The organism is Brevundimonas sp., assembly GCF_016463485.1.
Lineage (GTDB): Bacteria > Pseudomonadota > Alphaproteobacteria > Caulobacterales > Caulobacteraceae > Brevundimonas.
Window position 1 is genome coordinate 1 of the sequence record NZ_JAEMRD010000094.1, and the last position, 13,142, is coordinate 13,142.

Genomic DNA, 13,142 nt, shown 5'->3' on the forward strand with positions numbered 1-13,142 from the left:
GTCCATGCGGTGCTGGGCAAGGCGGCACGGGCCGAGCCGGTCGCGGCCTTGTACGAACAGAGGCGGGTGGCGCACGCGGGCGGATTGGCGGCGCTGGAGGAGGAGCTGCTGGGGCTGGGGGCCGAAGGGCTGGGCGAGCGCAGTCCGGACCGGGCGGATGCGCTGGTCTGGGCGATCAGCGAGCTGATGCTGGGGCGCGCCGAGGGGCCGAGGGCGCGGTGGCTGTGAGGGGGCTGTGAGACAGCGAAAAGGCCGCCGCCCGGGTGGGCGACGGCCTCTTGTCGGATGGGTCGATGGCTAGATTCGGGTGCCGCGACCGCGCATGCCGTTCATGACGAGCGAGACCACGAACAGGATCACGGCGATGATGGCCACGAACTTGGCGATCTCGAAGGACATGCCGGCGATGCCGCCGAAGCCCAGAACAGCCGCGACGAGCGCGATGATGAAGAAGATGATGGCCCAGCGAAGCATGGAAGCCTCCAAGTAATCGGTGAATGAAAGACGCGACGAACATTTGGCGCCGCCGTCTCCCGGCACCGCGACGATTCAACGCAGCGTTTCACTCACCGTTCCATGGCCGCCGTTATTAGCGACGACGCTTGCGGCCGTAGCCCCGGCTCTCCATCCGCTTTTCGGTGATCATGCTGGCGGCGATGGCGGCCAGGGCCGGATTGCGCAGCAGCAGGAACAGGGCACCCAGACCGCCGACGGCACCCAGGATGGGACGTTCGCGGATCATGCCGACGGCTTTCTGGACGAAGGTCTCGGGCTCTTCCTCTTCCTCGGGATGGCCGAAGCCGTCCTTGGTCAGGAAGACGACCGCGATGACCCCGGCCAGCAGGGCGAACACCGCGAAGGTGATCGCCGCCGCGCCCAGGGCCGGGAGCACCAGATCCAGCGCGAAGAACAGGGTGGCGCCCAGCGCGATGATCGCCACGAACAGGCTGGCGCCGGCCGCGAGGCCGGCGACGACCTTGGAGACAACGCCCTTCAGCATCAGCGGCGACGACCGGCGAGCAGCAGGCCCAGCACGACGCCGACGCCGAGCGCGATGGCGGTCGATTGCACGGGGCGTTCCTGGACCCGTTCGGTGATGTAGCGCTGGGCTTCGTCGAACCGCTCGGAGGCGTCGTCATAGTATTCGCGGCCGCGCACGCGGGCCTGGTCGTAATAGCCACGGGCCTGTTCGCGGACTTCCTCGGCGCGGGCGCGCAGGACGGCTTCGCTCTCGGTGGCCTTTTCGGTCAGCCGGGCCTTGGCTTCGGCGGCCCTTTCCTTGAGGCGGGCGGTTTCCTCGCGGGCGCCGGTCTTGAGGTCGTCCTTCAGGGTCTTGAGGTCGTTCTTGATGTCTTCTCGAGCCTTGGTGGTGGCCATGGTGCGCGCTCCGGGTTTCAGCTTGACCGTAAATAGAGGTCTTGCGCCCTGAACGCCACTCCTGCGCCACGGTTCCCGCAGCGCAGCATGGATAACGCCGCATCGCCCCCGGCAGGGACATACCCACAACGCTGCTATCCCGGTAAGGTCTTGGGAACTTCCGGGTCAGCCTCCCTTAAACTTTATGGGGCAGTGTAGGCTTGTGCTGCTGAACCCTTCCTCTTCGCCCGTCGCCCGGCTGGCCCTCGCCGTGGTGACCGAACCCGAGCGCGCGACGCCTGCGCCCGTCGGCGCGCGCGAGGAAGCGATGCGGCTGATGCTGTCGACGGGAGCGGACGCAGGCGTCGGCATCGTCGCCACCCGGCCCGAGGCCGACACCGAACGCCTGCTGGGCCAGGCCTGGCCCTTCCCCTCCCCGTTTCGCGTCACCGTGCGCACCGTGCCTCTGTCCGAGGGGGTCGACCGGGTCGAGGCCCGCGCCCGGCGCTCGCTGGAGCGGCTGGGCCTGCCGCGCGGCGATGCCGTCCTGGTGTCCAGCGCCCACGACCTGGCCGGGGCCGACGGCCGGGCCCTGTGGGACCGGTTGAGGGCGCTCAAGGATCGCGGCCTGTTCAAGCGGATCGGCTTCTGCGCCACCATGGAGGACGGCCCGACGCTGCTGGCGCGACGCTTCCAGCCCGACGTCGTCCAGATGCCCTGCAACCTGCTGGACCAGCGACCGGTCTCGGAAGGGGTCATTTCCGACCTGGCCGGGATGGGCGTCGACGTCCACATCTCGTCGATCTTCGCGCGGGGCCTGCTGTTCGCGGCGCGCGAGCATCTGCCCGAGCATCTGGCGGAACATGGCGCGGCCCTGTCGCGGACGCGGCGTCGGCTGGCCGAGGCGCGGGTCGATCCGATGCAGGCGGCCCTGGCCTTTGCACTGGGCCTGCCGCCCGTCAGCGCCGCCATCGCCTCTGTGGCCTCCGCCGCCGAACTGCGCGCCATCCTCGCCGCCGCCCACGCCCCCCGGCCCGATCTGGACTGGGAGGCCCTGGCCCTGACCGAGCCGGCCGCCTGTTCGCTGAGCCGGTCGGTGCGCGTGCCCGCCAGCCGGGCGGCCTGAACCGGACGTCAAAGCGCGGCGCTTGCCCTTCCGGCCTCGCTAGGGCATCTGCCGCCCCATGTCTGATGCTGCTCCCCCAGCCGTTCCCGCCTACACCGGCCCGCGCCGCGTTCTCTCTGGCATCCAGGCCTCGGGCGCGCTTCACCTCGGCAACTATCTGGGTGCGCTGAAGCGGTTCACGGAACTTCAGGACGCCGGGGCACCCTGTTTCCTGTTCGTCGCCGACCTGCACGCCATCACCGTCTGGCAGGACCCGGCCAAACTGGCCGCCCAGACGCGCGAGATCGCCGCCGCCTATCTGGCCAGTGGCCTCGATCCGGCCCGGTCGATCATCTGGCCCCAGTCGGCGGTGCGGGCCCATTCGGAGCTGGCCTGGGTGCTCAACTGCGTCGCCCGTCTCGGCTGGCTGGACCGGATGACCCAGTTCAAGGAGAAGTCGGGCAAGCACAAGGAACGGTCGAGCGTCGGCCTCTATACCTATCCGGTGCTCCAGGCGGCCGACATCCTGCTGTACAAGGCGACCGAGGTGCCGACCGGCGAGGACCAGAAACAGCATCTGGAACTGACCCGCGACATCGCCGCCAAGTTCAACACCGACTTCGGCGTGCCGGGCTTCTTCCCCCTGCCCGAACCCCTGACCCAGGGGCCCGCGCCGCGCGTCATGAGCCTGCGCGACGGTGCAGCCAAGATGAGCAAGTCGGACCCTTCCGACCAGAGCCGCATCAACCTGACCGACGACGCCGACACCATCGCCGGCAAGATCAGGAAGTCCAAGACCGACATGGGGGTGATGCCAGACGTCGGAGAGGCCCTGGACGACCGGCCCGAGGTCAAGAACCTGATCGCCATCTATGCCGCCCTGTCGGATCAGACGAAGGACGCCGTCACCGCCGAGTTCGCCGGCCAGGGCTTCGGCGCCTTCAAGCCCCGCCTGGCCGACCTCGCCGTCGCCTCGCTCGCGCCCGTGACCGAACAGATGCGCCGCCTGATAGCCGACCCCGCCGAGATCGACCGCGTCCTCAGGGACGGCGCCGAGCGGGCGGCGGCCATCGCCGACCCGGTGGTGGACGAGGTGAAGTCCATCGTGGGCTTCTGGCGTTAGGGCCTTCGTAAGCTGGGTCGAGCCGTGCCTTGGGAAGGTTCATCACAAAGAGCACCAAGGATTCACGAAGGACACGACCAGGCCCCGGGGATTTCCAGATCGCCGGTTCAACACACGACGGGCCTGCGCAATGAGGGCGGCTTCGCCGCTTGCCGGCCCTTCGCCGGGGTGCCGCTGAGTTCACCGCCCGCTCGGTTTCATGGTGTCGTTCGTGAATCCTTGGTGCTCTTTGTGATGAACCCTCTGTCCGACCATCGATCACCCCGCCGGAGCGGCGATTGGGTTCGTCGTCAGCGCCTTTCGGACCTGAAGTTCGCCAACGACTGGTCGCGGTCTTTCGACCCCGGCATTCTGCGCCCATGACCCTGGATCATCCCCTCGATCGACCGGTGTGGAACGCCCTGACATCGAGCATGAAGGCGTTCGCGATCGGGGATGCGCGGGCGGTGCGTCTCGATCCGGCCTGTGGCGTCTTTCTGGCGGCGGCTGATGACGGCCCCGAAGCCAGATCGGCCATGACGGAGCTGGCGCGGCTCTATCCGGGTTCGGGCATCGTCGAGCGGGCGGGCGGGCCCATGGACGGGGTGTTGCCCGACGGGGCCGAGGTCGTGGGCGGCTATCCTTGCGTTCAGATGGTCTGTTCCGCCCTGACGGCGGGTGGCGGATCCGCGATCGACGCCGAACCTCTGGGCGAGGCCGATGCGGCCGAAATGCTGGCCCTGGCCACGCTGACCCAGCCGGGTCCATTCCGCGAGCGGACCCATGCGCTCGGCGGCTTCTTCGGCGTGAAGCGCGACGGCCGACTGGTCGCCATGGCCGGGCGGCGGATGCGGGTTCCGGGGTTCAGCGAACTCAGCGGCGTCTGCGTCCACCCCGACCATCGCGGCCAGGGTCTGGCCGGGGCCCTGTCGCGCATCGTGGTGTCGGACATCCTGGCCGACGGCGATCAGGCCTTCCTTCACGCCAGGGCAGAGGCTGCGACGACCATACGCCTCTACGAAAGTCTCGGCTTTTCCGTGCGCATCCCGATCAGCTACACCCTGCTGGCCTAGAGCCCCCGCAGGAAGGCCTCGAACCGGCCGACCGCCACCTGGGTCAGCGCGGGGTCGTGGCGCATGGGCATGGCGCCGGTCGGTTCGTCGAAGGAGTGGGTGCCCTCGGCGATCCAGGTCTCGATGTGGGCACCCTGTTTGCGGTGGTCGGTGAAGATGCGTTCGGCGTTGCGCACCGTGGTCAGATGGTCCGAGCGGGCGATGACCACCTCGGCGCGGGGCTTGTGCAACCACGGCCGGGTGCGGGCGGTCGCCATGAAACCCACATAGGGATAGGCCAGCCAGGCCCCCTTGACCCCCGCCAGCGAAGCCGATCCGGCGTCGGCGACGCCCAGTTCGCCGGGCCGGGTCCGGGGCGCGGCCAGCAGTTCCATGATCCCCCAGCCGCCGTGGCTCCAGCCCGCGACCGCGATCTTGCTCGCATCGACGTCGGCGCGGGCCGAAACGCCCTGGATCGCGGCCAGCACATCGCCGCCCCGGTCATGGCCCCTCAGGGTCGCGCCGGTACAGACCATGGACAGGGCGAACATCCGGCCCCAGCCGCGCGGCGCATAGCTGTCGACGATAAAGGCCCGCCACCCGGCCGCCCTGGCCGCCGCCGCATAGAGCGGCAGATGCGGCCGCATCCCGCCGCAACCGTGGAACAGGATCACCGCCGGTCGAGGGCGGGCGTCGTCGGGCCCGACGACGATGGTGTTGGGCAAGAGCTTCGCCCAGCGTTCGGAGAGGGTGTCCATGGGGTGATCCTATGCCCTGCTTGCTCCAGCGGGTCGAGGAGGCAAGGGGACGTTCACCTCCCCGTTCGCGAAACGGTAAGGAGGGGGCGGCTCAATACTGGGCGTGACGTCTCTCCTCCCCGTCCGCCGCTTGGCGGATGGGGAGGTGGCACGGCGCCTCTTCAGCGCCGTGACGGAGGGGGCGACAGGGTCTGTCCAGTGGGGACTTTCGAAACGATCGAGGTGCGTCCAGCAGCCCCGATTTCCGAAATCGAGTCGCCCCCTCCGTCTCCTCGCAAGAGCTCGGATCCACCTCCCCATCGCTTCGCGACGGGGAGGAGACGGCTTGTCCGCCCCCCTACGCCGCGCGCGCCTGGTCGATCGTGAGCTCGGCGGGGCGCAGGACGGGGACGTCGAAGCTGACCACCGTGCCGCTGCCGGGCTCGCTGTCCATGGTCATCAGGCCGTGGTGCATCTCGATCAGGGACTTGGTGAGGGCCAGGCCCAGGCCGGTGCCCTGGGTGGTCTTGGAATGCTGGCCCTCGACCTGTTCGAAAGGCCGAGCCAGACGGCCGAGGTCCTCGGCGGCGATGCCGATGCCGGTGTCGGCGACCGAGACCTTCTGGCGACCGCGTTCGATCTCGCGCACCGAGACGGTGACGGACCCGCCCTCGGGCGTGAACTTGATGGCGTTGGAGATCAGGTTCAGCATCACCTGCTTCATGCCGCGCTGGTCGGCGTCGATGTCTTGCACATCGGGCGCATCGAGCACCAAGGTCAGGCCCGCCTCCTCGGCCTTGCCGCGCATCAGCCTCAACGCGTCCTCGCAGACCTCTTTCAGCGACACCTTCTCGTAGTGCAGGGTCATCTTGCCGGCCTCGATCTTGGCCATGTCGAGGATGTCGTTGATCAGGCTGAGCAGATGCTGGCCCGACCTCAGGATATCGGCGGCATAGCCCTTGTAGCGGGCGTCGCCGACGGGGCCGAACATCTCGCCGGCCATGATCTCCGAGAAGCCGTTGATGGCGTTCAGCGGGGTGCGCAGTTCGTGGCTCATATTCGCGAGGAACTCGGACTTTGCCTGGTTCGCGGCCTCGGCCCGGGTCATGGCGATCTCGTATTTGCGGGCCAGCAGGCTGAGCTTTTCCTGACTGGATTCGAGCTGGTCGACCGTGGCGCGCAGGGAGGCGGCGGCGCGCTGGGTCTCGGCCTCCTGGCGCTTGATGGTGGTCAGGTCGGTCGCGGTGACCACGGCCCCGCCGTCCGAGGTAAACCGTTCCGACAGCTGCAGCCAGCGGCCGTCGTGCAGTTCGACCTCATGCACCCCGGCCCTGTCGCTGGAGGCCGGGTGTTCGCATTTGATGGCCAGGGCTGCGATGCGGTTCAACTCGTCCTTGGACGCGCCGCGCCGGGTCATCTCGGGCTGCAGGCCGAAGGCGTCCTTGAAAGCCTGGTTGCACAGGATCAGCCGCCCCTGACGATCGAACAGGGCAAAGGCGTCGGACACGCTCTCGATCCCGTCGCGCAGCCGGCTCTCGGCGGCCTGGGCATGGGCCTTGGCGCGGCGGGCCTCGGTGATGTCGAGCGCGACGCCCAGGATGGACGCGAAACCTTCCTCGGTGCGGGCCCCGCGCGCCTGGCCCCGGGCGTCGATCCAGCGCACGGTCCCGTCGGGGCCGGTGACCGGAAAGGTGGTCTCGAAGGCACCGAAGGTGGCGGCCTGGCTCAGGGCGTGCTGGACGATCTCGCGATATTTGGGATGGACCTGGGCGAACACATCTTCGGCCGCGACCACCCCGCCCTGGGGCAGGCCCAGCAGGGTCGCCATATAGTCGGAGATCACCACCTCCTCGAGATCGAGGTCCCACTCCCAGACGCCGCAACGCGCCGCCTCGACCGCGACGCGGAACCGGTGCTCGGTCTCGGCCCAGTCGCGACCGGCGCGCTTCTGCCGCCAGCGCTGCAACAACAGCAACACCACGACCAGAAGGCCCAGGGCGATCGGTGCGGCCAGGACCCAGACGTCGCCCAGCAGGCTGGTGGCCCCTCCGGCACGGCGCGAGGCCAGGGCATGAAGGCCGCTGGTCCCGAGCGGAGCCGAGACAGTCTGCAAGGCAGGGCCGTTCGCGCTGCGCGTATCCATCGATCCGGTGGCGGCGGCCAGGGTGGCGACATCGAGGACGGGATGATCGGTCCCGACAACCGGAATGACCTGGCCACCCGGCAGGGCGAGCGACAGGGAGACGACGTCGTCGCCCCCTACCCCGGCCGGCGGCGTCAGCGGAATCCGCGCGACCATGCGGTTGCCGCTCCCGGCCGAGCGCTGCACCAGGGCCTTGCCGTCCGTCGCGACACCGATCGCGACGGGTGCCGATGCCGCAGTCGAAACGGTCTGGGCGAAGGCCTGGGCCGGGGCTCCTGCGGCGGCCAGGGTCTCGCCGGTCGGGGACATCACGGCGAAGGCGGTTTCAGGGGCCAGGGCCCGGGCCGCCTCGACGGCGTCCAGTGGGCGGGTCGGACGGGCGCGAAGGGCATCGGCCCCGGTCTTCAGCGCCGCATCGGTCGCCCGAAGCCGTGCGTCCAGTTCGGCGGCGAACAGCCGGGCGTCGTCGGCGATGACGCGGGCCCGCAAGGTCTCCAGCTCACGCTCGGGCCGCGCCGTCTCGCGGGCGACCAGAAGCACATAGGCGGCGACGCACAGGGCCAGGGTCAGGACGCCGACGCGGATCCATCCGGCCAGCGTTCCGCCACCGGTGTCCGAAGCCCGGCGGCCTGCTCCCTGATAGCGGCGCTCCGTGCCCCGCAAGGCCTTCTCCCCGTTCGTCCAGACGCGTTGGCTGCCGATGCGGACCTTCGGGCGCGCACGATTCGCTCAAGCCTGGAATCTAGGCTGCGTCGCGGAATCCTGTCGAGGCTTCGTTAACCAAACCTTTGGACGTTTCAGGCGGCGACGCGGGGCCTCACAGCCTGTTCAGGCGGCGGGGCCAGCACGTCGGTGACGGTCTTGAGCACGTCGCGGGCCCTGCGAGCCAGGGCCAGGGTCTCGGGCGGGGCGTCGTCGGGGCTTTCGGACACGCTATCCACCAGCGTCTGGGCCAGGGCCATCAGGCGCGGCGCGGCGGCGATCAGCCGGGCCTGGAACTCGATCCGCTCGGGATCGCGGTCGTATTCGGCCCCCGGCACCCGCCAGCCGCCCCAGTCGGCCGGATCGGTGACCACGACCGGATAGGTGCCCGGCACCGGGTGATGCGGCACGTCGTCCGCCTGTTGCCACTTGTTCCTGGCCCGCAGCAGTCGCCAGTCGCCGAGGTCGGACCCCGCCTCGTCCTCGACCGGCAGCATCAGCTCATTGGCCATGAACTCGCGCCCAAGGCCGATGTCGTAGGTGACCCGCACCGGTTCGTCGAAACCCTTGGCCCAGACCGGCTGGACCTTTTCGATACTGGCCCATGCGCCGACGCATTCGACCCAGACCTTCTGGCCCTTTTGAAACTGTGCGCGCGCCATTCTGGCCCTCCGATATCAACCGGCACACTAGGCACGGCCGTCTTGACGCCCGGTGTGCGGAAAGGGTGAAGCGAAGGTGAATGCTGGCCGGCCGGGTCCCTGCTGCGACCTCCCGCCACTGGACGCGGGGCCCCGGCGGCGCGACAAGCGGCCATGGCCTCGCCCTTCACCCATGACGTCATCATCGCCGGCGCCGGAATGGCCGGGGCGACCTTTGCCCTGGCCGCCGCACAAGGGGGGCTGAAGGTCGTGCTGATCGATCCCCAGCCTTTCAGCGCCCAGTTGGCCCCGACCTTCGACGGGCGGTCGACGGCTGTGGCCTTCTCGACCTTCCGGATGCTGGACGCGCTGGGGATCGGCGAGGCCCTGCGGCCGAACGCCTGCCGGATGGATCATATCCTGGTCACCGACGGACGCCGGCCAGGCGCGGCGTCGAAAGCGATGTCGCCGGCCTATCTGCGGTTCGACGCGGCCGAGATCGGCGATGCAAACGGGGGCGAACCCCTCGGATACATGGTCGAGAACCGCCACATCCGCGCCGCCCTGGCGCAGGGCGTCAAGGATGCGGGGATCGAGGTGCGGGCCCCTGCGTCAGTCGCCTCGGTCGCCACCGACGGGGTCGGGGCGAGCGTGGGTCTGGTGGACGGCACGGTCCTGAGGGCCCCGCTGGTCGTCGGGGCCGAGGGGCGCGGATCAACAGTGCGCAAGGCGGCCGGCATCGGCACGGTCGGCTGGGCCTATGGCCAGAGCGGGGTCGTGGCCACGGTCCGGCTCGGTCGGCCGCACGGCGGCGTGGCCCACGAATATTTCCTGCCCTCGGGTCCGTTCGCCATCCTGCCCCTGACCGACCAGCGCGCGAGCCTGGTCTGGACCGAGACCACCCGCGCCGCCGAGGCCCTGCGGGACTGTTCGGACAAGGCCTTTCAGTCCCACCTGATGCGGCGGTTCGGCGAGTTTCTCGACGGCGCGATGCCGGAGGGGCCCCGCTTCGTCTATCCGCTGGCGCTCGACCTGGCCGAGGCCCTGACCGCGCCGCGTACGGCCCTGATCGGCGACGCGGCCCATGGGGTCCACCCGGTGGCGGGCCAGGGGCTGAACATGGGGCTGAAGGACGCCGCCGCCCTGGCCGAGGTGCTGATCGAGGCGATGCGGCTCGGGCTCGACATCGGTTCCGACGGCGTGCTGGAGCAGTACGCCCGCTGGCGCCGGTTCGACACTGCAGCGCTGGCCGCCGGTTTCGACGGCTTCGTGCGGCTGTTCTCCAACGACCACGCCCCGATCCGGCTGGCCCGGGACCTCGGGATGGCGGCGGTCAACCGCATCGGGCCGCTGCGCCGCGCCTTCATGCGCGAGGCCGGCGGCGCGACGGGCGATCTGCCGAGGTTGCTGCGGGGCGAGGCGGTCTGACCCCGGTCAGTCCACCGCCATCACCTCGACCGACTGACCCGCCACCACCGCTTCGTCGCCGACGCGCTTGCCGGTGAGGGCGCGGGCGAGGGGGGAGACATGGCTGACGGAGCCCGTTGCCGGGTCGGCCTCGTCCTCGCCGACGATGGACCAGGTCTGGGTGCGGCCGTCCTCGCGCTCGATCGTTACCGAGCCGCCGAAGCGGACCGTGCCGTCGGCCGTGGTCTCGACCAGCTGGGCATTGGAGCGGCGGGCGGACCAGTAGCGCAGGTCGCGCGTCGCGCGGGCCATGGCCGTGCGGTCGGCCTCGATCGAGCCGTGGGCCTGGGCCCCACTGTAGGCCGCGCGGGCCGAGGCCAGTTCGCGCTCGATCGCCGCCAGACCCGCGGGCGTGACGAGGTTGGCGTGAGGGGAAATCGGACGGTCGGGAAGATCGGCGGCCGTGGCCTCCAGGTCTTCCTCTCGGGTGAAGGCGACGCTCATGACCGAGTGTATAGCCTGCAGACCCTGCAAGTTCCCAGCGGATCGGGTAGGAGGACCCATGTCCGACATTCCCACCGCCTCCGCCCCATCCGTCACCGTCATCGGGGCGGGCCCTGCCGGGCTGATGGCCGCCGAGGTTATGGCGCGAGCCGGGGCCGTGGTGACGGTGCATGAGCGGATGCCGTCGCCGGCCCGCAAGCTGTTGCTGGCCGGGCGCGGGGGGCTGAACCTGACGCACACGGAGGAACAGGCCGCGTTTCTGGGTCGGTATGGTGAGCGGGCCGGGGTGGTGTCGGACTGGCTCGATGCGTTTTCCCCGGACGACCTGACGACCTGGGCCGAGGGGCTGGGACAGCCGACCTTCGTGGGGTCGAGCGGCCGGGTGTTCCCGCGCGCGATGAAGGCTTCGCCGCTGGTCCGGGCCTGGCTGGCGCGGCTCGGCGAGCTGGGGGTCACCCTGCGGACCCGGTCGCGGTGGACGGGATGGTCCGCGGACGGCGTGACGTTCGACACGGCCGAAGGCCCGGTGGTCGAGCGGCCAGACGCGGTGGTGCTGGCGCTGGGCGGCGCGAGCTGGCCCCGGCTGGGGTCGGACGGGGCCTGGGTCGGCGATCTGGAGGCGGCCGGGGCCGAGGTGACACCGCTGCAGGCCGCCAACGCCGGGTTCAATGTGGCCTGGTCGCCGATCCTGATCGAGCGCGCCGCCGGACAGCCGCTGAAGGCCGTCTCTCTCAGCATCACCGACCCTCGGCCTCAAGCAGCGCAAGGCGCGGTAGGCCCAGTGAAAGGCGAGGTGATGCTGACCCGGTATGGGCTGGAGGGGGGCGCGGTCTATGCCCTGTCGGGGCCTTTGCGCGAGGCCATCGCCCAGGACGGGTCGGCGGTGTTGACCATCGACCTGAGGCCCGACCTGACCGTCGAGGCCCTGGCCGCGCGGCTGGACGACGCGCGGTCCAAGGACAGCATGACCAACCTGTTGCGCAAGGCCGGCGGCCTGTCGCCCGCCGCCATCGCCGTGCTGCGGGAGATTCCCGGCGCCATTCCGACCGGGTCCGACAAGCTGGCCCGCCGGATCAAGGCCGTGCGGCTGACCCTGACCGGGATGCAGGGGCTGGACCGGGCCATCTCCACCGCCGGCGGAGTGCGGTTCGAGAGTCTGGATGAGCGGCTGATGCTGGCCACGCGACCGGGGGTCTTCGTCGCCGGAGAGATGCTGGACTGGGAGGCGCCGACCGGGGGCTATCTGTTGCAGGCCGCTCTGGCCTCGGGCGTGGTGGCGGCGAACGGGGCGCTGGACTGGCTGGGATCGCAGCCGCGCTGAACAGACTTTGCGAGTCGCTCTCGCTTGCTCTGACAGCGCCGACGCCGCTAAATCCCGGATCTGTCATCGGGGAGTAGCCGCCCGCAGTTCTCAGCGGGGCCCGCGTCAACATACTTCCTCTCCCCGGAGAGGATGGCGCGGGAGGAAGACGTCGATCGCTTGATCGAGGTCGTCACGGCAAGACCGCTGGTTTTCGCAAGGGTGCTTCACGCGGGGCCTCGGTTGCGAACGCCTTGGTCTGTCCGCCGACGCCCCGCGCATGACGTGCCCGAATGGAAGCCTTCCTCGTTTCGACCGGTCTGGTCGCCATCGCCGAGATCGGCGACAAGACCATGCTGCTGGCCATTGCGCTTGCCGCCACCTGGCGACGGCCCGTGCCGATCATCGCCGGAATCCTGATCGCCACCCTGGCCAACCACGCCCTGGCCGCCCTGGCCGGGACCCTGTTCGTGCATTTCCTGAGCGGGCCGTGGATGAAGTGGATCGTCGGGGTCGCCTTCCTGGGGTTCGCCGCCTGGGCCCTGATCCCCGACAAGCTCGATGACGATGAGGGCGCCGTGAAACCGCAGAAGACGGCGCTCGCCGTATTCTGGGCCACGACGGTCGCCTTCTTCCTGGTCGAGATGGGCGACAAGACCCAGATCGCCACCGCCGCACTGGCCGCCCGGTTCGAGACCCTGCCGCTGGTGGTCGCCGGATCCACACTGGGGATGATGCTGGTCAACGGGCCGGCCGTCTTCATGGGCGAGGCTGCGGCGAAGCGGTTGCCGCTCAAATACATCCGCATGGCGGCGGCGGCGGGGTTCGCCCTGACCGGGCTGTGGGTGCTGATCGCGGGGTGACGGCCGGGCCGGATTCGCGATAGGACACCCTCGTTCGACAGCACGGATTGCCGCCCATGACCGCCGCCTACCCCACCCTCGACGATCACCTGGCCGGACAGGATGTGCCCGAGGCGCTGAAGGTCGTGGTCGCCGCCATAGCCGCCGAGTGCGTGGCCATCGCGGGCGTCGTGCGGCTGGGCGGGCTGGCCGGGGCGCTGGGGCTGGCGGGCACGGCCAATGTGCAGGAC

13 protein-coding genes, 1 pseudogene and 1 riboswitch are annotated in these 13,142 nt (G+C 70.0%); of the genes and pseudogenes, 7 read left to right on the forward strand and 7 right to left on the reverse strand.

Annotated elements, in window-relative coordinates; genetic code table 11:
- A pseudogene (locus tag JHC99_RS12825) lies at positions 1-228 on the forward strand (DNA-packaging protein); the annotation flags it as partial.
- Between the two features lie 69 nt (positions 229-297).
- On the opposite strand, the gene JHC99_RS12830 reads toward JHC99_RS12825, so the two are convergent.
- The 3 genes from JHC99_RS12830 to JHC99_RS12840 form a co-directional block, all read right to left on the reverse strand.
- Positions 298-474 carry a DUF1328 domain-containing protein gene (locus JHC99_RS12830; RefSeq protein ID WP_292154770.1) on the reverse strand — a complete coding sequence of 59 codons (177 nt, stop codon included), beginning with the start codon at positions 472-474 and terminating at the stop codon, positions 298-300.
- Positions 475-589: 115 nt separating this feature from the next.
- Positions 590-1,000: a hypothetical protein gene (locus JHC99_RS12835; RefSeq protein ID WP_292154771.1), complete on the reverse strand. Its 411-nt coding sequence runs from the start codon at positions 998-1,000 to the stop codon at positions 590-592.
- Positions 1,000-1,377: a DUF883 domain-containing protein gene (locus JHC99_RS12840; RefSeq protein WP_292154773.1), complete on the reverse strand. Its 378-nt coding sequence runs from the start codon at positions 1,375-1,377 to the stop codon at positions 1,000-1,002. Before JHC99_RS12840 ends, JHC99_RS12835 begins: the two co-directional genes overlap by 1 nt.
- Before the next feature lie 202 nt (positions 1,378-1,579).
- On the opposite strand from JHC99_RS12840, the gene JHC99_RS12845 reads away from it, so the two are divergent.
- The 3 genes from JHC99_RS12845 (at position 1,580) to JHC99_RS12855 (ending at position 4,636) form a co-directional block, all read left to right on the forward strand.
- Positions 1,580-2,482, forward strand: a complete 903-nt coding sequence (locus JHC99_RS12845; RefSeq protein ID WP_292154774.1) for an aldo/keto reductase — start codon at positions 1,580-1,582, stop codon at positions 2,480-2,482.
- A gap of 58 nt (positions 2,483-2,540) precedes the next feature.
- A complete protein-coding gene (gene trpS / locus JHC99_RS12850; RefSeq protein WP_292154775.1) occupies positions 2,541-3,584 on the forward strand; it encodes a tryptophan--tRNA ligase in 1,044 nt (347 codons plus the stop codon).
- 359 nt (positions 3,585-3,943) lie between these two features.
- Entirely contained in the window at positions 3,944-4,636 is a 693-nt protein-coding gene (locus tag JHC99_RS12855; protein ID WP_292154776.1) for a GNAT family N-acetyltransferase, read from the forward strand.
- Here JHC99_RS12855 and JHC99_RS12860 read toward each other — a convergent pair.
- The 3 genes from JHC99_RS12860 to JHC99_RS12870 all read right to left on the reverse strand — a co-directional run bounded on the left by JHC99_RS12860 (position 4,633) and on the right by JHC99_RS12870 (position 8,859).
- A complete protein-coding gene (locus JHC99_RS12860) occupies positions 4,633-5,373 on the reverse strand; it encodes a dienelactone hydrolase family protein (protein WP_292154777.1) in 741 nt (246 codons plus the stop codon). The two genes, JHC99_RS12855 and JHC99_RS12860, sit on opposite strands and share 4 nt — an antisense overlap.
- Before the next feature lie 337 nt (positions 5,374-5,710).
- The gene (locus JHC99_RS12865; protein ID WP_292154779.1) at positions 5,711-8,158 is read right to left on the reverse strand and encodes an ATP-binding protein; all 2,448 of its coding nucleotides are present in this window, start codon (positions 8,156-8,158) and stop codon (positions 5,711-5,713) included.
- 134 nt (positions 8,159-8,292) lie between these two features.
- Positions 8,293-8,859, reverse strand: a complete 567-nt coding sequence (locus JHC99_RS12870; protein ID WP_292154780.1) for a hypothetical protein — start codon at positions 8,857-8,859, stop codon at positions 8,293-8,295.
- A gap of 153 nt (positions 8,860-9,012) precedes the next feature.
- Between JHC99_RS12870 and JHC99_RS12875 the strand changes: the two genes are divergently transcribed.
- A complete protein-coding gene (locus JHC99_RS12875; protein WP_292154781.1) occupies positions 9,013-10,266 on the forward strand; it encodes a UbiH/UbiF/VisC/COQ6 family ubiquinone biosynthesis hydroxylase in 1,254 nt (417 codons plus the stop codon).
- 6 nt (positions 10,267-10,272) lie between these two features.
- On the opposite strand, the gene greA is transcribed toward JHC99_RS12875, so the two are convergent.
- On the reverse strand, positions 10,273-10,749 hold the full coding sequence (gene greA / locus JHC99_RS12880) for a transcription elongation factor GreA (RefSeq protein WP_292154782.1): 477 nt from the start codon (positions 10,747-10,749) through the stop codon (positions 10,273-10,275).
- Positions 10,750-10,807: 58 nt separating this feature from the next.
- Between greA and JHC99_RS12885 the strand changes: the two genes are divergently transcribed.
- Together JHC99_RS12885 and JHC99_RS12890 are read left to right on the forward strand one after the other, a co-directional pair.
- Positions 10,808-12,070 carry a TIGR03862 family flavoprotein gene (locus JHC99_RS12885; protein WP_292154783.1) on the forward strand — a complete coding sequence of 421 codons (1,263 nt, stop codon included), beginning with the start codon at positions 10,808-10,810 and terminating at the stop codon, positions 12,068-12,070.
- A 54-nt stretch (positions 12,071-12,124) separates the two neighbouring features.
- A riboswitch (yybP-ykoY riboswitch) is annotated at positions 12,125-12,264 on the forward strand.
- A gap of 78 nt (positions 12,265-12,342) precedes the next feature.
- A complete protein-coding gene (locus JHC99_RS12890) occupies positions 12,343-12,912 on the forward strand; it encodes a TMEM165/GDT1 family protein (RefSeq protein ID WP_292154784.1) in 570 nt (189 codons plus the stop codon).
- The last annotated feature ends 230 nt before the right edge of the window (positions 12,913-13,142 follow it).